We start from the raw sequence: 24,399 nt of genomic DNA on the forward strand, positions 1-24,399 counted from the left end.
GTTCAGTGAGGGCGGGTAGGTCGTACAGCCAGGCCCGGAGGCCGGGACCGTCGGGACGGCCGTACTCTACGCCCAACACATCGAGCCGTTCCAGGGGTTCAGCAAGCGCTTTCTGAACCCCTGGCCCTCTGTCGCGGCCGGCCTCCCGCTAACCACCGGCTACAGCGGTCCTGGGACGCCGGGCGTCGAAGAGCTCGATGGGATGGGTCGTGGCGCCGTCGGTGGCGAGGTCGGCGAGGATCTCGCCGATGACCGGGACGAACTTGAAGCCGTGGCCGGAGAATCCGCAGGCCACGGTGACCTCGGGGTGGCGGGGGTGAGCGGAGACGACGAAGTGCTCGTCCGGAGTCAGGGAGTACGTGCAGGCCGCCCCCTTGAGGAGGTCCCCGGCCAGTGTGGGGATCCGCGTACGCAGGTAGGTGCGCATCTCCTCCACCTCGTGCGGGTGGACGTCCCGGTCGAGCGTGTCCGGGTCGACCGGGGCGCCGACGCCCTCGTGGAAGGCGACCTTGGCTCCGCCGTCCGGGCCGTCCAGGGCGGGGAATCCGTAGATCGAGGTGCCCGTTCGGTCCTCCCAGACGTACACGGGATGCCGCCCCGGTACGAAGGGCTCCGTGCCGCCCTCGGGGGCGAACCAGTACATGACGCGGCGCTCCACGCGCACGGGGACTCCGAGGTCCGCCAGGAGCCGCGGTGCCCACGCGCCGGGGGCGATGACCAGGCGATCCGCCAGGTAGGTCGCCCGGGCGGTGACGACCCGGACTCCGCCGCCGGCGTCGACGTCCCAGCGCAGGACCGGCTCCTCGAAGTGCAGTTCGGCGCCGCGCGCCGCGGCGAGGTCGAGGTGGGTGGAGACGGTCAGCTCGGGCCGGGCGACCCCCGCCTCACGCTCGAAGAAGCCCACCTCGTCGGCGGCCGGAGCGAAGGTGGGGAAACGGCGCCGGATCTCCGCGCTGTCCAGCACCTCGTGCGCCAGGTCCCACGCCTTCGCGCTCCGCACGCTGCCGGCGACCATCCGGCTGTTCTGCTCTCCGATGACCAGCCCGCCCGTGGTGGTGAACACCTCTCGCCCCGAGTCCACGTTCAGCTGCTCCCACAGCTCACGAGCCCTCAGGAGCAGCGGGACGTACGACTCCCCCTCGGCGTAGCTCTGCCGGTAGATGCGCGAGCCGCCGTGGCTGGCACCGAGCGCGTGGGCCGGCCCGAACCGTTCCAGACCGAGGACCCGCCGGCCTCGGCCGGCGAGGTGGTGGGCGGCGGCGCTTCCCATGGCGCCGAGGCCCACCACGATGACGTCGTAGGAACGGGTCACGTCATGCCTCCCGGGGCACACGAACGAACGAGAAATCTGGGTCACCGTACCCTTCACTCCCCCCGGGCCGCCGACTCGCCGGTGCAGGTCACGGCGGTCGGGGCGGGCCGCGCCGTGTTGGGATGCTCACGGGCGGAATCGGCGGGTACGGTGCCTGCCGACCGCCGGCTGCGAGGGACACCATGGTGCGCAAGCGGATCGCGATCGGTCTCCTGGCGGTGCTGCTGCCCGGGCTCGTGGTGGTCGAGTACCTGTGGGTCGACAACGAGTCGGCCGCGGAGCGCACGACCGGTCTGGTCACCGGTCTACTGGTCTGTCTGTGCGCGCTGCCGGTACGGCGGGTACGGCTCGAGGTCAGGGCGGCGACGGCGGCACTGGTGTCGCTCGGGGCGACGGTCGGACTGCTGCTCGCGGGCCTGCCCCTGCGGAACTGGGGCGTGGGTGAGTCGATCGCCCTGCTGTTCCTGCTGTGGCCGGTGCTGCGGCGGAGCGAGGTACGGACGGCGGCACGCCTCGGCCCGCTGCTCGCGGTGGCGGCGGTCGCCGTGCCGCCGCGTGATCTGCACGCGCTGAACCTGCTGGAAATGGCGGCGACGGCGGGTGTCGCGGCCAACGCGCTGTCCCTGCGGGTGCACGACAGCCGGCGGGCCGCCGACCTGGCGGCCGTGCGGTCCCACGAACGCCGAGACCTGGCACGGGAATTGCACGATCTGGTGGCCCATCATGTCGCGGGCATCGTGGTGATGGCCCAGGCGGGCCACTGGACCGCCGGCGCATCGGAGGCGGACGCGCGCGCCGCGGAGGCGTTCACCCGGATCGCGGCGGAGGGCGACGAGGCGCTGACGGCCATGCACCGCCTGGTCGGCATGTTGCGGGAGGGAACCCAGCTGGAGCCGGTCGCCGGGATGGAGCAGGTCCGCGAGCTGGTGGAGTCCTTCTCCCGGAGCGGACCGCGAGCGGTCCTGGAGGTGGAGCCGGGGGTGGGGGAACGCCTCGACGAGCTGCTCGCGGTGACGGTGCACCGGATCGTGCGCGAGTCCCTGACCAATGTCCGCAAGCACGCGGTCGGCGCGACCGAGGTACGGGTGTCGGTGCGGGTCGAGGGGACGACCGGGGTACGTGTCACGGTCCGCGACGACGGCCGGTCGGCACCGCACGCGGACAACCGGCGGCGCCGGGGCGGGTTCGGGGTGGTCGGCATGACGGAGCGGGCGGAGGTGCTCGGCGGCCGGCTCACGGCGGGCCCCATGCCCGAGGGCGGTTGGCAGGTGGACGCCCTGTTCCCGGGCGGGGAGACCTGGCGGTCGTGACCGCGCGGGGCGGAACCGGATCGGGTCATCGTGACAACCTGCGACCACGACGAGTGCGTCCATCCGAGCCACTCACCACGCGCGAGCGGCAGGTCGTCACGCTCCTCGCCCGGGGAGCGACCAATCAGGAGCTGGCAGCCACCCTGCACCTGTCCCTCTCGACCATCAAGACTCACCTCACCCACGTCCAGCTGAAGCTGGGCGCGAGGAATCGCGTCGAGATCGCGGCCTGGGCATGGGAGAGCGGCCTCATCACACCGGCCTGATGGGCCCCGCCCGGCGATGACGATCGTCACTCCCCCTTGTGACGTGAGTACCGCGAGGCGAGGGAGAAAGTGAGCGGATCGGCGCCCTTTTCGCGGTCACGCTGGAAGAGGAAGCCAGGGGGGCCGACCACTTCGATGTGGAGAGCCATCATGAACGAGCTGTGCGGTACGGCCGTCCTGTCCCGTCACCCGCGTGCGGCCGCCGAGGCCCGTGTGGTGCTGAAGGCCGTCGCCCCCGGCGACCACAGCGGCAGCGACACCGCCGAGCTCCTGCTCTCCGAGGTCGTGGGCAACGCCGTCCGCTACGCCACGGGCGAGGAGATCCAGGTCGCGGTCGGCTTCGACGAGGGGACCGGGGTCATCACCGGTGCGGTCTTCGACGCGGAGCCCGGTCTGGGGCGCGGCGTCCGCTCCTGCCACGTGACCGCGGCCGAGGAGGAGGGCCTGGAGACCGGGCGCGGTCTCGACCTGCTCGACATGCTGGCCGAGGCCTGGGGTGTGGCGACGGTGGGTGCTCAGGGGAAGTGGGTCTGGTTCCAGGTCCCTGCTGCCGCGTGACCGGGTGGATGCGGCTCCTCCTCATGCCGGGCCTGACGTCCACCCTTCGGCTCGGCGCGCCGCCTCGCCCGTACCCAGAGCCTGCCTCGACTCCATCCGTATCCCTGTCCGGACCCCTCAGTCCTCCAGGCCCGCCCGGTACGCCAGGCGGGCCGCCTGTACGCGGTTGTCCGCGCCGATCTTGGCCAGCAGACGGCTGACCTGGTTCTTCACCGTTCCCTCGCTGGCGTGGATCTCCTCGCCGATCCCCGCGTTCGACAGCCCACGGCCGATCAGGCCCAGCAGTCGGCGTTCCTTGTCGCTCAGGCCGTCCAGCAGCCCCTGCTCCTCCACCGTGAGCCGGGTGCTCTGCTGGGCCACCTGCTCCATCACCCACCCCGTCACCGCGGGGTCGAGGATGCCCTGGCCTGTCGCGACGTACCGGACGGCCCTCAGCAGCTCCTCAGGAGGGCTGTTCTTCAGCAGGAAGCCGCCGGCACCGGCCGCGATCGCCTCCTCGACGTACTCGTCCGCCCCGAACGTCGTGAGGATCAGGACGCGGGGCGCCGCGGGCAACGCGCGCAGTTCCCGGGTGGCGGCCAGGCCGTCCATGCCCGGCATGCGGATGTCGACGAGAGCCACGTCCGGGCTCATCCGGCGTGCGAGGTCGACGGCGCTGTGACCGTCCCACGCCTGGCCCACGACATGGATGTCGTCGGCCGACGCGAGGATCTCGCTCAGTCCCCGGCGAACGATCTCACTGTCGTCGGCGACCAGCACACTGATCACCGCGGGCTCTGATCCCTCACCAGTCACCGAGTCACCTCTCGCCGCCGCGCCACATTCCCATTAAATGGGGCGGGGGCATTCCGCGCGCGTGAACACCCATGCGGTCCCTATCGCTCGACAAAGAGACAGCAAAAGGGGACGGCTGCGGCCTTTCCGCTCGATGGCCGAGGAAACCGCAGGTCAGAAGCGTGAAATCGCCCTTTCGGCCGAGGAGTCGTCGCGACTTTCGTCATCCTCCGCGCCGCTCGGGCGTGGCTACGGTCGATATGTCGCCGTGCCGCGTGAGCAGGCCGAGGCGGCACTTCTGTCGGTACGGAGCAAGGAGGTGTTCGGGATGAGTCCCGAAGGAAGTCCTTGCCGTACCTCGCCGGTCGCCTGAGCGTCTCACCAGCCGCCTGACCGGCCGCCTGACCGCCCGCATGCCGCGCCGACGCGCCACGTCCCGTCGGCCGCCCGGCGGACCACCACGTCTTCTTCCGCGCCCGCGATGCGGGGCGCGTCGCCCGCTTGTCCTCACGATCACTCCCTGAGCCGCGCCCGGCCGTGCCGCGCCCGGTTCTCGGGAGGGAGGCTCACCATGACCCTGCTCACCACCCAGAAGAAGTCCTCGTCCCGCCGTCCGGGCGCGCCCCGCCGTCCCGGCACGCTGCGCCGCGAGCGTGGCTTCGCCGAGCTGCAGGCCCGTACGAGTGCCGCCGCCGGACGGCTGCACGAGGTCGGGGGCCGGAGCTCCGCCGACGTGCTGGCCGAGCTCGCCGCCGGCCGCGAAGGTCTGGAGCACCGCGAGGCCGCCCACCGTCTGCAGGTCCACGGCCGCAACGTCGTCGCCGAGGAGCGGACGCCCGGCTGGCCCACGCAGCTCGTGAAGGCCTACTGCAACCCGTTCATCGCGGTACTCCTCTTCCTGGCCGCCGTCATGTACTGGCAGGACCCCGCCGACCCCGGTGTCATCATCCTGTCGACGATGGTGGCGATCAGCGGGCTGCTGCGCTTCTGGCAGGAGTACCGGTCCGGCCGGGCCGCGGACGCGCTCAAGGCGCTCGTCACCACGACGACCGCCGTCCAGCGGCGGGCCGGGCGCGGTGCGGAACCCACCACCGTCGAGATCCCGATCGACCAGGTCGTCCCCGGTGATGTGGTGCGGCTCGCGGCCGGCGATCTCGTCCCCGCCGACCTGCGCCTGCTGACGGCCAAGGACCTGATGGTCTCTCAGGCCTCGCTCTCCGGCGAGTCGCTGCCGGTCGCCAAGGCCGACACCGGGACGGCGCCGGACGCCGGCCGTCGTACGGGCTTCGACCCCGCCGAGGCCGACAACCTCTGCCTGATGGGCACGTCCGTCACCTCCGGCACCGCGACCGGCGTCGTCGTGGCCACCGGCTCGGACACGTACTTCGGCTCCATGGCCGGATCCCTGGTCGGCTCGCGCCCGCAGACCACCTTCGACATCGGCGTCCGCAAGGTCAGCTTCCTGCTGATCCGGTTCATGCTGGTCATGGTCCCCGTCGTCTTCGCGATCAACGGTGTCACCAAGGGCGACTGGCACGAGGCCTTCCTGTTCGCGATCGCCGTCGCCGTCGGGCTGACCCCCGAGATGCTGCCCATGGTCGTCTCCACCAACCTGGCGCGCGGCGCGGTGGCCATGGCGAAGAAGAAGGTCGTCGTCAAGCAGCTCAACGCGATCCAGAACCTGGGCGCGATGGACGTGCTGTGCACCGACAAGACCGGCACGCTCACCGAGGACCGGATCGTCCTCGCCCGCCACCTCGACGCCCACGGCGCCGAGAACGCCGACGTGCTCGAGTACGGATACCTCAACGCCCACTTCCAGACCGGGCTGCGCAACCTGCTCGACCAGGCCGTCATCGACCGCGTCCACGAGGCCGAGGAGGTCGTCGTCGACTCCCGCTTCACCCTCGTCGACGAGATCCCCTTCGACTTCGCCCGCCGTCGCATGTCCGTGGTGCTCCGCCGCAACGCCCTCACCCCGGACGAGGCCGCCGCGCCGCCCGGCCACGTCCTCATCACCAAGGGAGCCGTCGAAGAGGTCGTCGGCCTCTGCACCCACCTGCGCGACGGCGACCGTACCGTCGCCCTCACGGACCGGCTTCGCCGGCGCGTCACCGCAACCGCGCAGGACCACAACCGGCAGGGCCTGAGGGTCCTCGCCGTCGCCACCCGGACCATGGACGCGCGTCGCGAGACGTACGGCGTGGCGGACGAGGCGGAGCTGACCCTCGTCGGCTTCCTCGCCTTCCTCGACCCGCCGAAGGCGGACGCGGCGGACGCCCTGCGCGGCCTCGCCGACAACGGCATCACCGTCAAGGTCGTCACCGGCGACAACGAGCTGGTCGCGGCCCGGGTCTGCGCGGAGGTCGGCCTGGACGCCGGCCGTGTCGTCACGGGGGCCGACCTGGACGCCCTCGACGACGCCGCGCTGCGCGAACTGGCCGCCCGCACCACGGTGTTCGCGAAGGTCAACCCGGTTCAGAAGGCCAGGGTCGTACGGGCGTTGCAGGCCGAGGGGCACACGGTCGGTTTCCTCGGCGACGGGATCAACGACGCGGCGGCGCTGCGCGACGCCGACGTCGGCATCTCGGTCGACACCGCCGTCGACATCGCCAAGGAGTCCGCCGACATCATCCTTCTGGAGAAGGACCTCACCGTCCTCGAACAGGGCGTGATCCAGGGCCGGACGACCTTCGGCAACACCATCAAGTACATCAAGATGACGGCCTCGTCGAACTTCGGCAACGTCTTCTCGGTCCTGGTGGCGAGCGCGTTCATCCCGTTCCAGCCGATGCTCGCGATCATGCTCCTGGTGCAGAACCTGGTCTACGACATCTCCCAGCTGGCCACGCCCTGGGACCGGATGGACGAGGAGTACCTGCGTAAGCCGCGTACCTGGGACGCGAAGGGGATCGGCCGGTTCATGCTGACGATCGGGCCCATCAGCTCGATCTTCGACATCGCGATGTTCCTGATCATGTGGCACGTCTTCGCCGCGAACACGGTGGCCGAGCAGTCGCTCTTCCAGTCCGGCTGGTTCATCGAGGGCCTGCTCTCGCAGACCCTGGTCGTCCACATGATCCGGACCCGGAAGATCCCGTTCATCCAGTCCCGCGCCTCGTGGCCCGTCCTTGCCATGACCGTGCTCGGGGTGGCCACGGGGCTGTTCCTGCCCTTCTCGCCGCTCGCGGGGAGCCTGGGGTTCGTCGCCCTGCCGCTCGGCTACTTCCCGTGGCTGGTCGGTGTCCTCCTCGCGTACTGCGCGCTCACCCAGCTCGTGAAGACCTGGTACGTCCGCCGCTTCGGCACCTGGCTGTGAGCGGAGGCGGAGGTGCGCGTCAGGGGAGGACGGGTAGAGCGAACTCGTACCCGACCTCCCCGCGCTGCGGGTCGATGTTCAGGTCCGTGACCTCCAGGAGCCGGTTGTGCTGGTCGTGCACCAGCTTCCGTATGGAGAGCCAGAGTTCGCCGCACTGGCGCGGGTTCACCCGCACCCGGTCCCGCCGTACGGGGCGCAGGCCGGCCTCCGCCATCCACAGGTAGAGGTGGCGCAGGTCGGGTTGGGGGCCGTGCGGCTGACGGCGGACCCGGCGGACGCGCCTGCTCAGTTTGGGCACGGTCGAGAGCGCGGTGGGCGAGAAGTACGAGACCGCCCGCTGCACCGTCTCGCCCGAGCCGATCACGAGCTGGTGGCGGTGCACGAGCGTGGGCCGCTCCGGGTCGAGCCCGAGCAGCGCCTCGATGGGCGGTGGTACGGGTTCGTACGAGAGGGTGGCGGCGGCCCGGACGGTCAGGCCGCTGAAGTCGGCTCCGCCGGGGTACTGCGGCTGTGCGCCGAGACCCTCGGCGGGCCGGTCCGGTGCGCCCTTTCCGGTGTACGCGTAGGTGCCGCTCCGGTCGGTGCGGATCAGCCCGCTCGTCCGGAGGTGTTCCAGGGCGCGCCGCACCGTCTGGCGGTTCACCCGCAGCGAGGAGGCTAGGTCGCGTTCGCTCGGAATTCTGCGTAGCCCGGATCCGCCGCCGGCGTGATCGCGGGCGTCCCGCATGATCTGCTCGGCCGTGCGGATGTACAGCGAGGTCATGACGCGACCATATTGATCGCTCTTTCGATCGTCAAGATCGCTTGAGCGATGGTATGAAAACACGCAGTTTGATCGGAAGAAGTAGGGTGATCGCTCGGAGCCGAGCACGGAGCTGAGGCGCGGAGTCAGCGCGGAGTCACGGAACGCGGGGAGACGGTGTGCGATACACGGTGGACGAACGTCACGAGCGGATCGTGGAGCTCGTGCGGGAGCACGGCAGTCTGCGCGTCGCCGACCTCGCCCACCACCTCGGCATCTCCCTTGTCACCGCCCGTCGGGACGTGGAGACGCTGGCGTCGGGCGGCCGGCTCGACCGGGTGCGCGGAGCGGTCCACTGGCCGGGCACCCCGGCGCCGCGGGGCCAGACGCCGCAGCCGATTCCCGACCTCCGTCCGTCCACCGCGCCGGAGCCCGAAGCTCCGGTGATCGGCATGGTCGTCCCGCAGTCCCAGCACTACTTCGGAGAGATCATCCGGGGCGCGCGGGAGACCGTCGCCGCGGTCGGCGGCCGGCTCATCCTCGGCTACTCCGGCTACCGGCCCGAGCAGGACTCGGCCCAGGTGGACCGCATGCTGGAGTCCGGTGTCCACGGGTTGCTCCTGACGCCCAGCTGGCCGACCGGCACCGGCGGGGCCGGGGACACGGGCGGGGCGGACGCCAAGAGCGGCGAGCTCACGCTGCCGGCGGTCCTGGTGGAGCGCCGCGGCGAGGTGGGCACCCGCGTGGCCGGGCTCGACCACGTCTGCACCGACCACGCGGCGGGCGCGGGCGTGGCGGTGCGCCACCTGGTCGAGATCGGGCACCGGAAGATCGCCCTGATCGCCGGGGAGAGCCCGACCGCGGTGCAGGTGCGGCGCGGTTACGAGGCGGCGCTGCGCGCCTTCGGCGTGTCCGGCCCGCCGGTCGAACCCCTCGCGCTGCAGGGCGGTGAGGTCGACACGGAGCGGATCGACACCGTGGCGGAGCGGCTGGCCGCCCTGGTCGAGAGCGGCGAGGTCACCGCGGCGCTCGTGCTCAGCGACATCGACGCGATCCTGCTGCTGCAGAGCCTGCGCAGCCGCGCGCCCCACCTCCGCGTCCCGGAGGATCTCGCCCTCGTGGCGTACGACGACGATGTCGCGGCGCTCTCCGATCTGCCTCTCACGGCGGTGGCCCCGCCCAAGTACGAGGTCGGGGCGTCCGCCGCCGAGCTGCTGCTCCAGCGGGTCCGCGAACGGGCCGCGGGGACGCAGGGAGGGGCTCGCCGGCACGTCGATCTGCTGCCTGAGCTGCGGGTACGCGCTTCCTGCGGCGAGGCGACGGAAAATTCTTCCGATCAGGCCGATCGATAGCCCTTCGTACCGACGATGGATCGATCGTGACTGATCGGTACCCGATCAGTCCCTGTCCAGGCCCGCGCGATAGGCCGTCCGCGCCGCCTGGACCCGGCTCTCCGTGTGCAGCTTGGCCAGGACCGAGCTGACGTATCCCTTGACCGTGCCCTCGGTGGTGCCGAGTTCGGTCGCGATCGCGCTATTGGTCAGTCCGACGGCGAGCAACCGCAGGACGTCGAGTTCGCGCGGGGTGAGCGAGTCGAGCCGCTCCCGCTCCTCGGGGCCGATCGACGGCGCGCTGCGGGCGAGGCCGTCCACCAGCCGTTTGGCGACCGGTGGGCCGAGGACCGCGTGGCCCCCGTGGACGTCGCGGATCGCGCGCAGCAGGCTCTCCGGCGGAGTGTCCTTGAGCAGGAAGCCCGCCGCCCCGGCCCGCAGCGCCGTCCGTACTCTGTCGTCCTCGTGGAAGGTGGTGAGCATCAGCACCCGCGGCGGCTCGGGCAGCGCGAGCAGCCGGCCGAGGGCCGCGAGGCCGTCGACGTGGGGCATGCGGACGTCGAGGAGGACCACGTCGGGCCGGGTCTCCTCGGCCCGGGCCACGGCTTCCTCCCCGTCCGCCGCCTGCCCGCAGACCTCGATGTCCCCGCTGGTGTCGATGATCCAGAGCAGCCCGCGGCGGGTGATCTCGTTGTCGTCGGCGATCAGGACCCGGATGCTCATGGCGCTCCTCGGCGGTGGGGGATGACGGCCGAGACCAGGAAGCCGCCGTCCTGCGGCCCCGCTGTGAGTGTCCCGCCGAGCAGGGTCACGCGCTCGGTCATGCCGACGAGGCCGTGGCCCCCGCTGGGCAGATCGACCGGCGGCGGCCCCGTGGGAGCGGTGTTGGCGACCTTCAGGTGGACGCCGTCGGCGCGGCAGTCCACCTCCACGCGCACGGTGGCACCGGGTGCGTACTTCGAGGCGTTGGTGAGCGACTCCCGCACGATCCGGTGGAGCGCCCGCTGCACGGCGGGCGGCAGGGTCTCGGGATGGCCGTCCACCCGCAGCTCCACCTCCTGTCCGCGCTCCCGCGCGTGGTCCACCAGGTCGGACACGCCTTCCGCGTCCGGTCCGGAGGCCGTCCCTCTCTTCCCCGGGGCCGTACGGGAGGGGGCGAGGACGCCGAGGATCTCGCGCAGCTCCTCCAGCGCCTGCCAGCCGTCGGACCTGATGAGCGCGGCGGTACGGACGGTCTCCGGCTCGCCTCCGCCCGAGCCGACCTCAAGGGCGCCGGCGGCGAGCACCATGTTGCTCACGCGGTGGCCCACCACGTCGTGCATCTCCCGGGCGATCTCCGCCCGCTCCTCGGTCCGGGCCCGTTCGTCCAGGAGCTGGTTCTCGCGCTCCAGGTCGGCGACGCGGGCCTGCACGGTGGCCGTCAGGTCACGTCGTACGCCGACCGCGTAGCCGACGGCCAGCGGGCCGACGATGGCCGCCAGCGAATAGGCGGCCTCGCGCACGCCGGCGGTCGGCAGCCCGCCGTGGAGGCCCACGAGCCCGGCGGCGAAGCCGACCACTCCGTAGGCGATGAGAACCTTCAGGCGCCGGTCGAGGCTGCCGACGGTGTACATCGCGACGGCCAGGGCCACCGGGGTGAAGGACACCACGTGCATGACGAGCACGAAGTCGGCGACCAGGTACGGCCACCGTCTGCGCCACCACAGCGTGGCGCCGACGAGCGCGGCGCAGGCCGCGATCACCGGCGTGGGCAGCCCGGTCAGCAGGCCGCTGGACGGCTTCACCCAGGAGTCGCCGATGCCCAGGGCCACGACGACCACGGTGACCAAGGCATCCACACGCCTCGGTGGCCAGCGGGAGGACGGGGGCGCGGCCATGCAGTCACGGTATCCAGCCCCTGCCGACGGGGCTCGGTGAGCGCCGCCGCCACTGCCCCGTCCAGGCTCGCCCCCGGCCGGGGACTGGGCGAGCATGAGGGGATGAGGTTCAGCTCATGATCACCGTGCTGGTCGCGGACGACGATCCGGCGGTCCGCGACGGTCTGCGGAGGATCATCGACGCCAGCCAGGACGTCCGGGTGGTCTCCGAGGCCTGGGACGGGCGCTCCGCTATCGAGCGGGCGCGCGCCCTGCTGCCCGACATCGTGGTCATGGACCTGCGGATGCCGGGGCTCGACGGCATCGCCGCGACACGCCTCCTGCGGGAGTCGCCGACGCCGCCCGCGGTGCTCGTCCTCACCGCGTTCGGCCATGACGAGTACGTCGAGCGGGCACTCGCCGCCGGCGCGGTCGGGTTCCTGGTCAAGGACACCCCGCCGGCGGACCTGCTCGGCGCGCTGCGGGACATCGCCGCCGGGCATGCCGTGTTCGCGCCCTCCGTCACCGGCCACGTCATCGGCCTCACCACGCGGGAGGCGGACCCGGCTCCCGCCGAGGACAACCCCCTCATCGCCTCGCTGACCGCCCGCCAGGTGGACGTCCTGCGGCTCCTGGGACGCGGTCTGTCCAACGCGGGCATCGGCGCCGAACTGGGGATGACCGAGGGCACGGTCAAGTCCCACGTGACCCAGCTCCTGGCCCGCCTCGGGGTGTCGAACCGCGTCGAGGCCGCCCGGATCGCCTACCGGTCGGGCCTCTCCACCGACGAGTCGTAACGCCCTTCTCCGGGTCCTTCGGCCTGTCGGAGGTCGGGACCCGGCCCTGACCTTCGACAGGTCGGTGGCCGCCGGACGCCCGTGACGATGGAAGGGATGCCGTACGGAGGCGTACCCCCACCTGCCCGGACGGAGTCGACCGTTCGCTGAGGCCGCAAGTCGGTGGGGAGAGGTACGGCAGACATGTCCCCCACCGAGGTCCGGCCCGCGCGGAAGATCTGGGTGCTGTCGCACGGCAGCCCATTGGAACACTTCATCACCGCTCTGGTCGTGCCCGCCCTGGGCCGGAGCATGGTCGTCCAGCGGGACGCCCCGGCCTCCGTCCTCGACGGTCTCGTCCTGTCCGGTCTCGACGCTGCCTTCCTGCGGCCTTCGGTCGACCTCGCGCACGGGATCGCGCACTGCGTCCGGGCCGAGGACCTGGCCGACGCGGCCGAGGAACGCCCCGACGTGGCGGCGGCCCACATCGTCTCCCCCACCCGGTACGGAGCCGTGGCGGACGTGCGCGCGCTCGCCGACGCGGCCCATGGCGCCGGGATTCCGCTGATCGTCGACGAGACCTGGCGGTCCCCGCTGTTCGGCGGGCATCCGGAGGTGCTGCCCGACGCGCTCGCCCACGGCGCCGACCTCACGGTCGTACGCGGCGCGACTCCCGTGCTCCGGTTGGGAGACGGGCCGCACGCCGACCTGCTGCGGCCGCTCATCGATCGCGCGGTGGACCTCGCCGGCCGTGCGAGCGGCGAGGTGCCACCCGCCGAACAGCCCGCGCGCAGCTGGGACCACGTCCTCGACTCGCTGGAAGCGGCCGTCACGGTCCGCGCCGCCGTACGGAAGGAGGCCCGGTTCACCCTGGTCGACGAGGGCTTCGCCGACATCGGCGGGGTCGTCACAGGGGAACCGCTCCGCATCACCGTCAACACGCGTGACGGCGGCATCTCCGGCCACCAGGCGTTCCGCAGGCTCGCGGGGGTGGCCCGGGGCGTCACCGTCGAGACGGCCACCGAGACGGTCCTCTCCGTGGTGCTCGGCACCGAAGTCGAGCCGGACGCCGAGGGGTTCCTCGACGCGCTCCACGCCCTGCCGGTCCTCCACGCCGACCTGCCGGAGCCCTTGCGGCTCGCCCTCCCCGAACCGGGGCCCCGCCGGCTCACCGTCCGCGAGGCCTTCTTCGGGACCGACCGGGTGGTGCCCGCGGCCACCGCGGTGGGCATGGTCTCCGCCGCCACGGTCACGGCCTGCCCGCCCGGTGTCCCGGTCCTGATGCCGGGTGAGGTCATCACGGCGGAGACGGTGGCGTTCCTGCACGCGGTGGCCCGGTCGAAGGGCGGCAGGATCAGCGGGGCCGCCGACGCGGACGGGCAGAGCCTCCGCGTGGTCGAGGAGTCCGTCGCCCCGTGGTGACCCGTGACTTTCGTCAGCGAGGCCCGTCACCAAGGACACCGCGGAACCGTCCGCGTACCGCTCAGAATTGAACCGACACCGCACGGAGCACCGAATCCCCCGTCAACTGGGCTCCGTGCGGTGTTCTCTTTCCCCCTCGCGTTCCACGCCCTTCGAGGTCGTCAAGACCCCGTGGTCCCCCTCGGTGAAATTCCCTCCGGAATTCCGGTGATCCGCATCACTCGACGAGCGGATCGCGCGGTTCCCGGGTCGCGGATCTGTCCGGATGACGCGCATTGACGCTCACTGAACTCGCTGGTAGGGCAGCACTCCGTGCCCCTCGGCGAACCGAATCGGAGTCCCGATTGTTTTTGCCGAATTTCCCCCGTCACGTTCGGTGCTAGCGTCCGTCGCCGCGAAGTTGAACCCGTGAAACGTGAACGGAGGGACTGTGGCGCATCTGCACCACTTCGGCGCCGGCTGGCTTTCCCCGGTCCTCGCCTATGCGATGGCCTGTGTCGGATCCGCACTCGGACTGCGGTGCACCGTCAGGGCGCTCGCGGCGGAAGGCCGTTCGCGGCGCAATTGGCTCGTGACGGCGTCCGTCGCCATCGCCTCGGGCATCTGGACCATGCATTTCATCGCCATGCTGGGCTTCGGCGTCGCCGGCTCGGCGATCCGCTACGACGTCCCGCTCACCCTCCTCAGCCTCGTGGTCGCGATGGCCGTGGTCGGCGCGGGTGTCTTCACCGTCGGCCACGGCCGCAACCGGTGGCGGTCCCTGCTGCTCGGCGGCCTCGGCACCGGACTCGGCGTCGCCGCCATGCACTACCTCGGCATGGCGGCGCTGCGGCTGAACGGGACCGTCAGCTACGACCCGCCCCTGGTCGTCCTCTCGCTCGTCATCGCCGTCGTCGCGGCAACGGCCGCGCTGTGGGCGGCACTCACCGTGCGCGGCGCGGCCGGCGCGGTGATCGCCTCCCTGGTGATGGGCGTCGCGGTGAGCAGCATGCACTACACCGGAATGGCCGCCGTCATGATCGAGCTCGCCCCGCGCCGCACGGTGCTCGACGGCGTCACCGCGACGGAGTTCGTCTTCCCGCTCGCCGTGGTCCTCGGGTCGTTCCTCTTCCTCGCCTCCGCCTTCGTCGCCCTGTCGCCCACCGCGCGGGAGAGCGCCGCGAACGCCGAGGCCGTGGAGGCGGCCGCCGCCGCGTCGCTCGACACCGCGGACGTGCCGGCCCACTGAGCACCGACCGCCCCACCATCCCCCGCCCCCCTGCCCCTGACTGTTCGAGGAACCGATGAGCGCACGTCTGGTGCCACGCTCTATCCGGGCGAAGATTGTCTGCCTCCTGATGGTCCCCGCCGTGTCCCTGATGGCGCTGTGGGCGTACGCGACCGTCACCACCGCGACCGGCGTCTCGGAGCTGAGCCGCGTCCAGGAGGCCAACTCCACCCTGTTGAAACCGATCGACTCGCTGGTCGCCTCGCTCCAGGCGGAGCGCGCCGGAGCCCTGCGCCACCTCGCCGCCCCGAGCACGGAGCGTGCCGAGTCCCAGGGAGGTCTGGAGAAGGACACCGACGCCGCCTCCGCCGCGCTTCGCCGCGGCGCCCAGGCGTCCACCCTGGACGTCCAGGCGGTCGGCGCCGACTTCTCCGGGCGCGTCGACCAGCTCCTCGCGGACCTCGACGGCCTGACGGCCCTGCGCAAGCAGGCCCGTACGTCGGACGACGCGTGGAAGAACGTCTATGACGCCTACGGGCGCGTCATCGAGCACGGCTTCGCCGTCCAGGGCTCGCTGGCCGCACTGCACGAACCGGAGCACTCCTCACCGGCCCGGGTCGTCCTCGAACTGGCCTGGGCCCGGGAGATGATCGCCCGTGAGGACGCCCTGATGGGCGCCGCGCAGGCGTCGGACCGCTTCACCCGTGAGCAGTACCAGGAGTTCGTGGGCTCGGCCCACACCCAGCGCCGGCTTCTCGCCGCCGTGGACGATCTGCCGGCGGCCGACGCGGCCGCGTACCGTACGGTCCTCGACGGCGCCGAGATGCGTGAACTGCGGGCCACCGAGGACCGGATGCGCGCCGCGGGCGGCGCGACGGCGGCCGGGCGCCTGGCCGGTTCCGCCGAGTGGAAGGCCTCTGCCGACGCGGTGCTCCAGCAGCTCGGCGCGGCTCAGACGCGGGCGAGCACGGCCGCGATCGACGCCACCAGCCCCGTCTCGTTCGCCGTCCTCGGCGGCTCGGGCGTGGCCGTGGCACTCGGTCTGGTCGGTGTGCTGCTCTCCCTCTTCATCTCCGTCCGGATCGGCCGCGGCCTGGTCCGCGAGCTGACGGATCTGCGCAACTCCGCGCTCACCCTCGCGGGCCGTGAACTGCCGGAGACCATCCGGAAGCTGCACACCGGAGAGACCGTCGACCTCGACGTCCTCGCGCCGCTCCGCGCGCACCGCGACGACGAGGTCGGACAGGTCGGCGCCGCGCTCGTCGCCGTGCACCGCGCCGCCGTCACGTCGGCGGCCGAGCGCGCCCAGGTCCTCCACGGGATCTCCGGCGTGTACGTCAACCTCGCCCGCCGCAGCCAGGCGCTGCTGCACCGTCAGCTCGCGCTCCTCGACACCATGGAGCGCCGCAACGAGGACCCGGTGGAGCTGGAGGACCTCTTCCGCCTGGACCACCTCACGACCCGTATGCGACGGCACTCCGAGAGCCTGATCATCCTCTCCGGCGCGGCGCCGGGGCGTGGCTGGCGGCAGCCCGTCCCCTTCATGGACGTGGTCAGGTCCGCCGTCGCGGAGGTCGAGGACTTCCGCCGGGTGGAGGTGCACGCCGTCCCCGAGGTACGGGTGCACGGCGCCGCGGTCGCCGACCTCATCCATCTGCTGGCCGAACTCGTCGAGAACGCCACCGCCTTCTCGCCGCCCCACACCGTCGTGCGGGTGCGCGGCGAGCGGGTGGGCTCCGGGGTCGCCCTGGAGATCGAGGACCGGGGCCTCGGGATGAGTACCGAAGGGTTCGCCGAGGCCAACAGCCGGATCGAGGACACGGGCAGGATCGACCTGCTCGACAGCGGGCAGCTGGGCCTGTTCGTGGTGAACCGCCTGGCCCACCGCCTCGACGCGCGCGTCTCGCTGCAGCCTTCGGTGTACGGCGGTGTCGTGGCCGTGATCCTGCTGCCGACGGCCCTGATCAGCGAGGTGGCGGCGGAAGCGGCCGGGGACGACACCGGTCTGCCGCGCCGCCGCCCGGAGCGGCGGCCTCCGGTCCAAGCGTCGGCGCGGAGCGGCGGCCGGCATCGTGCCCCCGCCCCGGCAACGGCCGAGCCGGTCGCCGTACGCCGGCAGCCGGAACGTCCGGCCCTGGCAGCGCAGGAGGCCGTTCCGCCCGCTCCCCCGGTGGCGGACGTGACTCCCGTGCCTCCCGTGGCCCCCGTGCCTCCCGTGACGGCCGTCCCGCCTCAGCCTCCGGAGCTTCCGGGTGTCCCCACGCCCGGCGGCAAGGCCGCGCTGCCGCGCCGCGTACGGCAGCAGTCGGGCCCCGGCGCCGCGGACGGCGTCGTCGACCCGGACATGTACGCGCCGCCCGTCGCGGACGGGCCCCGCCGCTCCCCCGAGCAGGCGCGGGCCGCCATGACCTCGTTCCGCGCGGGCTGGGCCCGCGGGAACGCCGACCGTGTGCCACGACCGGGCACCGCACACGGGGACAACACAGAACGTGAAGGAGAGAGCCGATGACCGGCAACCCCCACCGATCCGGTGAACTCGACTGGCTGCTGGAGGAACTGGTCACGCACGTCACGGAGATCCGCCACGCGGTCGTCCTGTCGGGCGACGGGCTGCCCGTGGGTATGTCGGCGGCGCTGACCAGGGACGACGGCGAGAGATTCGCCGCCATCGCCTCCGGGTTCCACAGTCTCGCCAAGGGCACGGGACACCACTTCGGCGCCGGCCAGGTCATCCAGACCCTGGTCGAGCTGGAGGACGGCTTCCTCTTCGTCGTCGCCGCGGGCCACGGCTCCTGTCTCGCCGTGTTCAGCGACGCCAGTGCCGATGTGGGCCTGGTGGCGTACGAGATGGCCCGGTTGGTGAAGCGTGTCGGCGCCCACCTCGGCACACCGGCACGCGGCGACGCGGGTGCGATGCCGCCGCTCGATGGCTGAGCACGGTCGGCGCTGGTACGACGACGAGGCGGGCCCGCTGGTGCGTCTCTACGCGATGACGTCGGGCCGGGCGCGGCCCGCCGGCAGCGAGACGTTCGACCTGATGACCCTCGTGCACGGCCGCCCGCGCCCCGAACGGGGCCCGGTGCTCTCGCCGGAGGAGTCGGAGATCCACCGGCTCTGCAGTCCGCGCCCACGGCCCGTGGCCGACATCGCGTCCGACGCGGGCCTGCCGCTCGCCGTCGTACGGGTGCTCCTCGGCAACCTGCTGGAAGCCGGTCTCGTCCGGGTCAGCCCTCCCGTACCCCCCGCTCAACTCCCCGACCAGCGCGTCCTCAAGAGAGTGATCGATGGACTCCGAGCCCTCTGACGTACCTTTCCTCGCCCTCAAGATCCTCGTGGCCGGCGGCTTCGGCGTCGGCAAGACCACTCTGATCGGTGCGGTCAGCGAGATCCGGCCCCTGAGCACCGAGGAACTCCTGACCGAGGCGGGCCGCCCGACCGACAGCCTCGACGGCGTCGCCGCGAAGCGGACCACGACGGTCGCCCTGGACTTCGGCCGCATCACCCTCGCCGACGACCTGGCGCTGTACCTCTTCGGCACACCCGGCCAGAACCGTTTCTGGTTCCTGTGGGACGAACTCGCCCGGGGTGCCCTGGGCGCGGTGGTGCTCGCGGACACCAGACGGCTGGTGGACTCCTTTCCCGCGATCGACTACTTCGAGCGCCGAAAGCTGCCGTTCGTCGTGGCCGTCAACTGCTTCGACGGCACGCGCGACTACAGCGCCGAGGAGGTGGCGGTCGCGCTCGACCTCGACGAGGGAACGCCGGTGGTGCTGTGCGACGCGCGCGAGCGCGCGTCGGGCAAGGAGGTCCTGATCACCCTGGTCGAGCACGCCACGACCGAACTCCGTCCCCTCGGGTAGCCGCCGTCCAGGCTGCCGAGGGGGCGGGCCAGTGCGGCCCGGGCGTTTCTTCACGCCCGGGCCGCACCGGCGTTCTTCGTCGCTGCCGCGCGGCTCAGTCCCGGCCGGTCCCGCGGTAGAGGTCGAGCTCGCCGTCGAGTTCGACGGCTAGGACGGTGGCCCGCTCGTCGATGTCTGCGCCCTCCGGGGCGTCGATCCACAGCACCCCGGGCACCTCCCCGAGGCCTCCGACGGTCCGGTGGCCCAGCTCGGTGCCGGTGCCGACCACGCGGACGCGCTTGACCGGTGTCCGCAGTCCGCGCAGGGAGACCGACTCACGCGGCGGGTCGAAGCACACCAGGTAGAGCGTGCGCCGGTCGGCGGAGAGGGTGCTGGGGCCGTAGTGGTGGCCCGCCGGCAGGCCGGCGACCGTGCCGTACACGGCTTCGGAGTGCCGGGCGATCCAGTCGCCGAGGCCTTCCAGGCGCTCGACCTGCTCGGCGGGGATCGTGCCGTCCTCGCGGGGGCCCACGGCCAGCAACAGGTTGCCGCCCATGCCGAGGGTCTCGGTGAAGTAGCGCACCAGCTGGCGCACCGACTTCTGGTTGTGGTCCCCGTGCTGGTGGCCCCAGGAGTCGTTGACGGTCAGGCACAGCTCCCAGGGGCCGTCCGGCGGCAGGAGCGGCACGCCCTGCTCGGGGGTGGCGTAGTCGCCGTAACTCAGCATCCGGGCGTTGAGGACCGTGTCCGGGTTCCCGGCGAGGATCTGTTCGGCGAGCCGCCGCATGCCCCACTGCTCCTCGCTGCGCTCCCACTCGCCGTCGAACCACAGCAGGTCGGGGCTGAACCGCGCGACGAGTTCGCCGACCTGGCCGTCGCGGTAGGCGACGTACCGGGCCCAGGCCTCCGGGTCCTCGATCCCGTCCTTCGGCGCGACGAGGGGGTTGGTGGCCACGTCCTCGTTCGGCGCGTCGGGGTGGACCACGCTCGCGTAGTCGGGGTGGTTCCAGTCCGAGTGGGAGTAGTACAGGCCGACCTTGAGGCCGTGCTCGCGCAGAGCCTCGGCGTATCCGGCCACGAGGTCCCGGCCGGCCGGGGTGTGGCGTACGACGTTCAGGTCGCCGTGCTCGGTGTCCCACAGGGCCACGCCGTCGTGGTGGCGTGCGGTGAGCACGGCGTACCTGGCGCCCACCCGGGCGAACAACTCGGCCCATGCGCGCGGGTCGTACGCCGACGCCGTGAACCCGTCCAGCTGGCGCATGTACTGCTCGTGCGGCACCTGGCCGTGGTAGAAGGCCCAGGACTCTGGGACGCCGTCGACGGCGTAGATGCCGTAGTGGAGGAAGATGCCCAACTTGGCATCGGGGAACCAGGGTTGCATCGGCATGGGATCAGTTCCTCGGTGGGAAGGGAGCGGGGAGCCCCGCTCGGCCACGCTATGCCGGACCGCCGGTCCGGCGGGTGGGGCAGACTCACCCTCACTGGTCCGTTTTCACCACCGTGACGCGTCAGGGCGTGGCCCGTATCCCGCTCAGCCCAGGGACTCCCGGTCCCACGCGGCCGTGACGCGGGCCGCCTGACTCTGCAGGGCGGCAACCAGGTCCTGCACGCTGGGCGCGGCCGTGGAGCGCAGGGCGGCGACGCTGATCTCACGGGCCAGGGGCGGCCCTTCCAGCGGCCGTACGACGACATCGGGACGCGGCGCGCCCAGCGCCAGGCGCGGGACGAGCGACACTCCCGTACCCGCGGCGACGAAGCCCTGCACGACGCCGTAGTCGTCGGTGCGCATCACGTGGACGGGCTCGAAGTCGTGCTGGGCGCAGGCCCACGACAGGAGCCGGTCGCAGGGGTCACGAAGGTCGGCGGCGCCGACCCAGTCGTCCTCGCGCAGTTCCTCCAGCGGCACCCGCTCCAGGGCCGCGCACCGGTGGTCCGCCGGCAGGACGAGGAGGAGCGGATCGGTCAGCAGGGGGTGCACCTCGAACGCGTCCTCCAGGTCGAGCCGGTCGCCGGGCTGCGAGAAGACGAGCGCGACCTGCAGTTCCCGTGACCGCAGCCCGTTCAGCAGGACGGGCAGCTCGCCCTCCGTGAGCGAGACGTGCACGCCCTGCGCGTGCAGGGCCCGGACCGCGCCGGGCAGCAGGAGCGCCCCTGCGGTGGGGAAGGTCCCGACGTGCAGCGTGCGCGTCCCGCGAGCCGCCTGGGCGCGTACCTCACGCTCCGCGAGACGCAGCCTGGAGAGCACTGCCTCGGCGTGCGGCAGCAGTGTCTCGCCGAGCTCCGTGAGCGCGGCGCCGCGCGGGCCCCGCCGCACCAGGGGGGCGTCGAAGTGCCGCTCGAGAACGGTCAGATGGTGGGTGACCGTCGGCTGCGAGTAGTGCAGCGCGCGGGCGGCACCGGCGAGCGAACCCTCGTGGGCGATGGCCCGCAGCACGTGAAGATGACGGATCTCAAGCATATAGACAGAGTATGGAGATACCTCAAGGAATGCAGCATTCCCTTAATGCCCGGCGACTCACACACTGGGCGACGTGAACAGCACCACAGCCGTAGCACCCCACCCCCGCCCGACCGGATCGCGCCAGGACGTGGCCCCGTACGCCGACGCGGTGCGCGCCCACGCGGAACGCGACTGGCTCCGCCTCAACGTTCCCGGCCACGCCGCCGAGTCCGACAGCCCTCTCGCGGAGGCCTTCGGCCCCGGCCTCCTCACGCTGGACTTTCCCCCTCTGCTCGAAGGGCTCGACCTCGGTACGGGCACGCCGATGGACCGGGCCACGGAGCTGGCGGCGGAGGCCTGGGGCGCCCGGCGCACCTGGTTCCTGACCAACGGCGCCTCGCAGGGCAACCAGATCGCCTCCCTGATCACGCCGATGCTCGGCCGCACGCTCGTCGTGCAGCGCAGTGTGCACTCCAGCGTGATCGACGGTCTGGTGCTCTCCGGTCTGAAGGCCGCGTTCGTCCAGCCGTCCCTCGACACCGAGCAGGGCATCGCCCACGGCGTCACGGCCGCCGCGGTCGCCGAGGCGCTCGCGTCCCACCCCGACGCGGCGGCCGTGTACGTGGTCTCGCCCAGCTACTTCGGCGCCGTCGCCGACGTCCGGGCCATCGCCGACACGGCGCACGCGCACGGGGTCCCGCTGATCGTGGACGAGGCGTGGGGCTCCCACTTCGGGTTCCACCCGGGGCTGCCCTCCGGCGCTCTCGCCCAGGGCGCGGACCTGGTGACCTCCAGTACGCACAAGCTGGCCGGGAGCCTCACCCAGTCGGCCATGCTGCACCTGGGACACGGCCCGTTCGCCGACCTTCTCGAACCCCTCGTCGATCGCGCCCACCGGCTCGTGCAGTCCACGAGCGCGAGCGCGATCCTGCTCGCCTCGCTCGACGTCGCCCGAAGGGCCCTGGCCTGCGGTCAGGACACCATCGGCACCTCGCTCCAGGCCGCGGACCGGATCCGTGCGGTGCTGCGCCGGCTCGGTCGGTACGACGTGGTCAGCGACGGCTTCGGACGCTTTCCCGACATCGTCGCCGCCGACCCGCTGCGGGTCGCGATCGACACCAGGGCCGGCGGGATCAGCGGGCACGAAGCCCGCCGCCTGCTGTTCCGCGACCACCAGATCATGGTCGAGGTGGCCACCGACTCCGCGGTCGTCGCGGTCCTCGGCGCGGGCAGCGCCCCGGACACGGACCGGTTCGTCGAGGCGCTGCACACCCTGCCACGGCCCCTCGGGACCGACGCCGACCGAGGCATACGGCTCTCGCTCCCTGCTCCCGGCGAGGCGGTCCTCACCCCGCGTGAGGCGTTCATGAGCCCCGGCCGGGTCGTGCCCGCCGTCGAGGCCGTGGGCCGGGTGTCGGCGGACACCCTGGCCGCCTACCCGCCCGGCATTCCGAACGTGCTGCCCGGCGAGGTCATCACCAGCCAGACGGTGCGCTTCCTGCAGCTCACCGCGTCCGCGCCGAACGGGCACGTACGCGGCGCGGTCGACCCGGAGGTCTCCCACTTCCGCGTGGTCGACGCCTGAGTGAGCGGGCATCACCGCCCCCTCACGTCCTCCACTTCCTCCCGCACGTCCAACTCCCCGCCGTTTTCCATCATTTCCTCGAAGGAGTCCACCGATCATGACCGGAGCAGCAGGTAGAAGAGGTACGGTCGCGGCCCTCGCCCTCGTGAGCGTGGCGGCCATGGCCCTCACCGGTTGTGGAGATCAGACCGGCAGCGGATCGTCGACCCAGGGGGGCGACAGCGCGGCGCCGCTCTTCTCCATGCTGCCCGCCGACATCCAGAAGGCCGGCGTCATCAGGGTCGGCACGGACGCCACGTACGCCCCGATGGAGTTCAAGGAGGGCGACAAGATCGTCGGTGTCGACCCCGACATCGCCGCCGCCCTCTCCACGAAGCTCGGTGTGAAGTTCGAGTTCACCAGTGGCACGTTCGACACTCTGCTGACCGCGCTGCCGACCGGCCGTACGGACATCGCGATGTCCTCCATAACCGACACCAAGGCCCGCCAGGAGGGTCTGGACGACAAGGGCCAGAAGACCGGCAACGGTGTCGACTTCGTCGACTACTTCAACGCCGGCTCCATCGTGTACGTGCGGAAGGGCAACCCGAAGAAGGTCAACTCGATCGAGGACCTCTGTGGGAAGACGACGGCCGTGCAGCGCGGCACGACCTTCGAGACGGTGGCCAAGACCCAGTCGGAGGCCTGCGAGAAGGCCGGGAAGCCGGCCGTGAAGATCGAGTCGTTCCCGACGGACGCCGAGGCCCAGACCCGCGTCAAGGCTGGCGGCGCGGACGCCGGGATCAACGACTACCCCGTCGCGGCGCACCTGGCGCGCACCGCCGAGGGCGGCAACGCCTTCGAGATCGTCGGGGAGCAGGTCGACGCCGGCCCGTTCGGGATCGCGGTCGACAAGAAGGACACGCAGCTGCGTGATGCCCTGAAGGAAGCCCTCGACGCGATCATCCTCGACGGGTCGTACAAGAAGGCGCTGGACAAGTGGGGCGCGGGCACAGGTGCGGTGACCTCTGCCGAGATCAACGGCGGCTCCTGACCCCCCACGTACCACTGAAGGGCAGTCGTTGTGACTGACAAGTTCGACACGATTCCGGCCGGGGCGTCGCCCGCCCCGTCGGACCTCCCCCCGGAGGCCATCAAGGCCATCCCGGTGCGCCACTACGGACGTTGGATCGCCGGCGTCGTCGTGATCGCGCTCCTGGTCCTCCTCGGCTACGCCTTCTCCCAGGGCAATGTCCGCTGGGCGACCGTGCCGGAGAAGCTGTTCGACTCCACGATCATCAGCGGTCTGTGGCACACCATCCTGATCAGCGTCGCCTCGATGGCCCTCGGCCTCGTCCTGGGCGTGCTGTTCGCCGTGATGCGCCTGTCGAAGAACCCGGTCACCAGCTCGGTGGCCTGGCTCTACATCTGGGTCTTCCGCGGCACACCGGTCTACGTCCAGCTCCTGATCTGGTTCAGCCTCGCCCTGATCTTCCCGGTGTTCAACATCGGGTTCTACAAGGACGAGATGACCGACGTCATGACCCCCTTCCTGGCCGCCCTCCTGGGTCTGGGCCTGAACGAGGGTGCGTACATGGCGGAGATCGTCCGGGCCGGCATCCAGTCGGTCGACGAGGGCCAGACCGAGGCCTCCCACGCCCTCGGCATGTCCCAGGCCAAGAC

Annotated in this window: 21 protein-coding genes and 1 pseudogene; 15 read left to right on the forward strand and 7 right to left on the reverse strand. The window is 71.8% G+C overall.

The window, feature by feature from the left end:
- Nucleotides 1-148 precede the first annotated feature (148 nt).
- Entirely contained in the window at nt 149-1,312 is a 1,164-nt protein-coding gene (gene solA, locus ACWCO8_RS19695; RefSeq protein ID WP_451033300.1) for an N-methyl-L-tryptophan oxidase, read from the reverse strand.
- 182 nt (nt 1,313-1,494) lie between these two features.
- Here solA and ACWCO8_RS19700 point away from each other — a divergent pair, with 182 nt between their 5' ends.
- From ACWCO8_RS19700 to ACWCO8_RS19710, 3 genes and pseudogenes are all read left to right on the forward strand, one after another.
- Nucleotides 1,495-2,622, forward strand: coding sequence for a sensor histidine kinase (locus ACWCO8_RS19700; RefSeq protein ID WP_451033301.1), 1,128 nt, complete (start codon nt 1,495-1,497; stop codon nt 2,620-2,622).
- Nucleotides 2,623-2,681: 59 nt separating this feature from the next.
- Nucleotides 2,682-2,888, forward strand: a pseudogene (locus ACWCO8_RS19705) (response regulator transcription factor); the annotation flags it as partial.
- 150 nt (nt 2,889-3,038) lie between these two features.
- Nucleotides 3,039-3,446 (forward strand): ATP-binding protein, encoded by a 408-nt coding sequence (locus ACWCO8_RS19710; protein ID WP_362009449.1) that lies wholly within the window; start codon nt 3,039-3,041, stop codon nt 3,444-3,446.
- A gap of 117 nt (nt 3,447-3,563) precedes the next feature.
- Here ACWCO8_RS19710 and ACWCO8_RS19715 read toward each other — a convergent pair whose 3' ends face one another.
- Nucleotides 3,564-4,214, reverse strand: a complete 651-nt coding sequence (locus ACWCO8_RS19715; RefSeq protein WP_362009452.1) for a response regulator transcription factor — start codon at nt 4,212-4,214, stop codon at nt 3,564-3,566.
- A gap of 577 nt (nt 4,215-4,791) precedes the next feature.
- Here ACWCO8_RS19715 and mgtA point away from each other — a divergent pair.
- Entirely contained in the window at nt 4,792-7,539 is a 2,748-nt protein-coding gene (gene mgtA, locus ACWCO8_RS19720; protein ID WP_451033302.1) for a magnesium-translocating P-type ATPase, read from the forward strand.
- A 19-nt stretch (nt 7,540-7,558) separates the two neighbouring features.
- On the opposite strand, the gene ACWCO8_RS19725 is transcribed toward mgtA, so the two are convergent.
- Nucleotides 7,559-8,302: a GntR family transcriptional regulator gene (locus ACWCO8_RS19725; RefSeq protein ID WP_451033303.1), complete on the reverse strand. Its 744-nt coding sequence runs from the start codon at nt 8,300-8,302 to the stop codon at nt 7,559-7,561.
- A gap of 158 nt (nt 8,303-8,460) precedes the next feature.
- Between ACWCO8_RS19725 and ACWCO8_RS19730 the strand changes: the two genes are divergently transcribed.
- Nucleotides 8,461-9,633, forward strand: coding sequence for a substrate-binding domain-containing protein (locus ACWCO8_RS19730; RefSeq protein ID WP_451033304.1), 1,173 nt, complete (start codon nt 8,461-8,463; stop codon nt 9,631-9,633).
- 45 nt (nt 9,634-9,678) lie between these two features.
- On the opposite strand, the gene ACWCO8_RS19735 is transcribed toward ACWCO8_RS19730, so the two are convergent.
- Together ACWCO8_RS19735 and ACWCO8_RS19740 are read right to left on the reverse strand one after the other, a co-directional pair.
- On the reverse strand, nt 9,679-10,335 hold the full coding sequence (locus ACWCO8_RS19735; RefSeq protein ID WP_451033305.1) for a response regulator: 657 nt from the start codon (nt 10,333-10,335) through the stop codon (nt 9,679-9,681).
- Nucleotides 10,332-11,489 (reverse strand): sensor histidine kinase, encoded by a 1,158-nt coding sequence (locus ACWCO8_RS19740; protein ID WP_451033306.1) that lies wholly within the window; start codon nt 11,487-11,489, stop codon nt 10,332-10,334. The genes ACWCO8_RS19735 and ACWCO8_RS19740 overlap by 4 nt, the downstream gene beginning before the upstream one ends.
- Nucleotides 11,490-11,605: 116 nt before the next feature.
- On the opposite strand from ACWCO8_RS19740, the gene ACWCO8_RS19745 reads away from it, so the two are divergent.
- From ACWCO8_RS19745 to ACWCO8_RS19775, 7 genes are all read left to right on the forward strand, one after another.
- Nucleotides 11,606-12,265, forward strand: coding sequence for a response regulator (locus ACWCO8_RS19745; RefSeq protein WP_451033307.1), 660 nt, complete (start codon nt 11,606-11,608; stop codon nt 12,263-12,265).
- Nucleotides 12,266-12,448: 183 nt separating this feature from the next.
- A complete protein-coding gene (locus ACWCO8_RS19750) occupies nt 12,449-13,666 on the forward strand; it encodes an Orn/Lys/Arg family decarboxylase (RefSeq protein WP_451033308.1) in 1,218 nt (405 codons plus the stop codon).
- Nucleotides 13,667-14,096: 430 nt separating this feature from the next.
- On the forward strand, nt 14,097-14,894 hold the full coding sequence (locus ACWCO8_RS19755; RefSeq protein ID WP_451033309.1) for an MHYT domain-containing protein: 798 nt from the start codon (nt 14,097-14,099) through the stop codon (nt 14,892-14,894).
- Between the two features lie 55 nt (nt 14,895-14,949).
- Nucleotides 14,950-17,382 (forward strand): sensor histidine kinase, encoded by a 2,433-nt coding sequence (locus ACWCO8_RS19760; RefSeq protein ID WP_451033310.1) that lies wholly within the window; start codon nt 14,950-14,952, stop codon nt 17,380-17,382.
- Nucleotides 17,379-17,807: a roadblock/LC7 domain-containing protein gene (locus tag ACWCO8_RS19765; RefSeq protein ID WP_362009472.1), complete on the forward strand. Its 429-nt coding sequence runs from the start codon at nt 17,379-17,381 to the stop codon at nt 17,805-17,807. Before ACWCO8_RS19760 ends, ACWCO8_RS19765 begins: the two co-directional genes overlap by 4 nt.
- Nucleotides 17,800-18,177, forward strand: a complete 378-nt coding sequence (locus ACWCO8_RS19770) for a DUF742 domain-containing protein (protein WP_451033311.1) — start codon at nt 17,800-17,802, stop codon at nt 18,175-18,177. Before ACWCO8_RS19765 ends, ACWCO8_RS19770 begins: the two co-directional genes overlap by 8 nt.
- The gene (locus tag ACWCO8_RS19775) at nt 18,158-18,733 is read left to right on the forward strand and encodes a GTP-binding protein (RefSeq protein WP_362009476.1); all 576 of its coding nucleotides are present in this window, start codon (nt 18,158-18,160) and stop codon (nt 18,731-18,733) included. The genes ACWCO8_RS19770 and ACWCO8_RS19775 overlap by 20 nt, the downstream gene beginning before the upstream one ends.
- A gap of 94 nt (nt 18,734-18,827) precedes the next feature.
- Here the strand turns inward: ACWCO8_RS19775 and ACWCO8_RS19780 are convergent, their stop codons facing one another.
- Together ACWCO8_RS19780 and ACWCO8_RS19785 are read right to left on the reverse strand one after the other, a co-directional pair.
- A complete protein-coding gene (locus ACWCO8_RS19780) occupies nt 18,828-20,099 on the reverse strand; it encodes an alpha-L-fucosidase (protein ID WP_451033312.1) in 1,272 nt (423 codons plus the stop codon).
- A 144-nt stretch (nt 20,100-20,243) separates the two neighbouring features.
- Complete coding sequence (locus ACWCO8_RS19785; protein WP_451033313.1) at nt 20,244-21,170, reverse strand: LysR family transcriptional regulator; 927 nt, start codon at nt 21,168-21,170, stop codon at nt 20,244-20,246.
- Nucleotides 21,171-21,243: 73 nt separating this feature from the next.
- On the opposite strand from ACWCO8_RS19785, the gene ACWCO8_RS19790 reads away from it, so the two are divergent.
- The 3 genes from ACWCO8_RS19790 to ACWCO8_RS19800 all read left to right on the forward strand — a co-directional run.
- Nucleotides 21,244-22,737, forward strand: a complete 1,494-nt coding sequence (locus ACWCO8_RS19790; RefSeq protein WP_451033314.1) for an aminotransferase class I/II-fold pyridoxal phosphate-dependent enzyme — start codon at nt 21,244-21,246, stop codon at nt 22,735-22,737.
- A gap of 97 nt (nt 22,738-22,834) precedes the next feature.
- A complete protein-coding gene (locus tag ACWCO8_RS19795) occupies nt 22,835-23,770 on the forward strand; it encodes an ABC transporter substrate-binding protein (RefSeq protein ID WP_451033315.1) in 936 nt (311 codons plus the stop codon).
- A gap of 30 nt (nt 23,771-23,800) precedes the next feature.
- Nucleotides 23,801-24,399, forward strand: a 599-nt coding sequence (locus ACWCO8_RS19800) for an ABC transporter permease subunit (RefSeq protein ID WP_451033316.1), incomplete at its 3' end; no start/stop codon positions are given.

The organism is Streptomyces sp. NPDC001927, assembly GCF_053594455.1.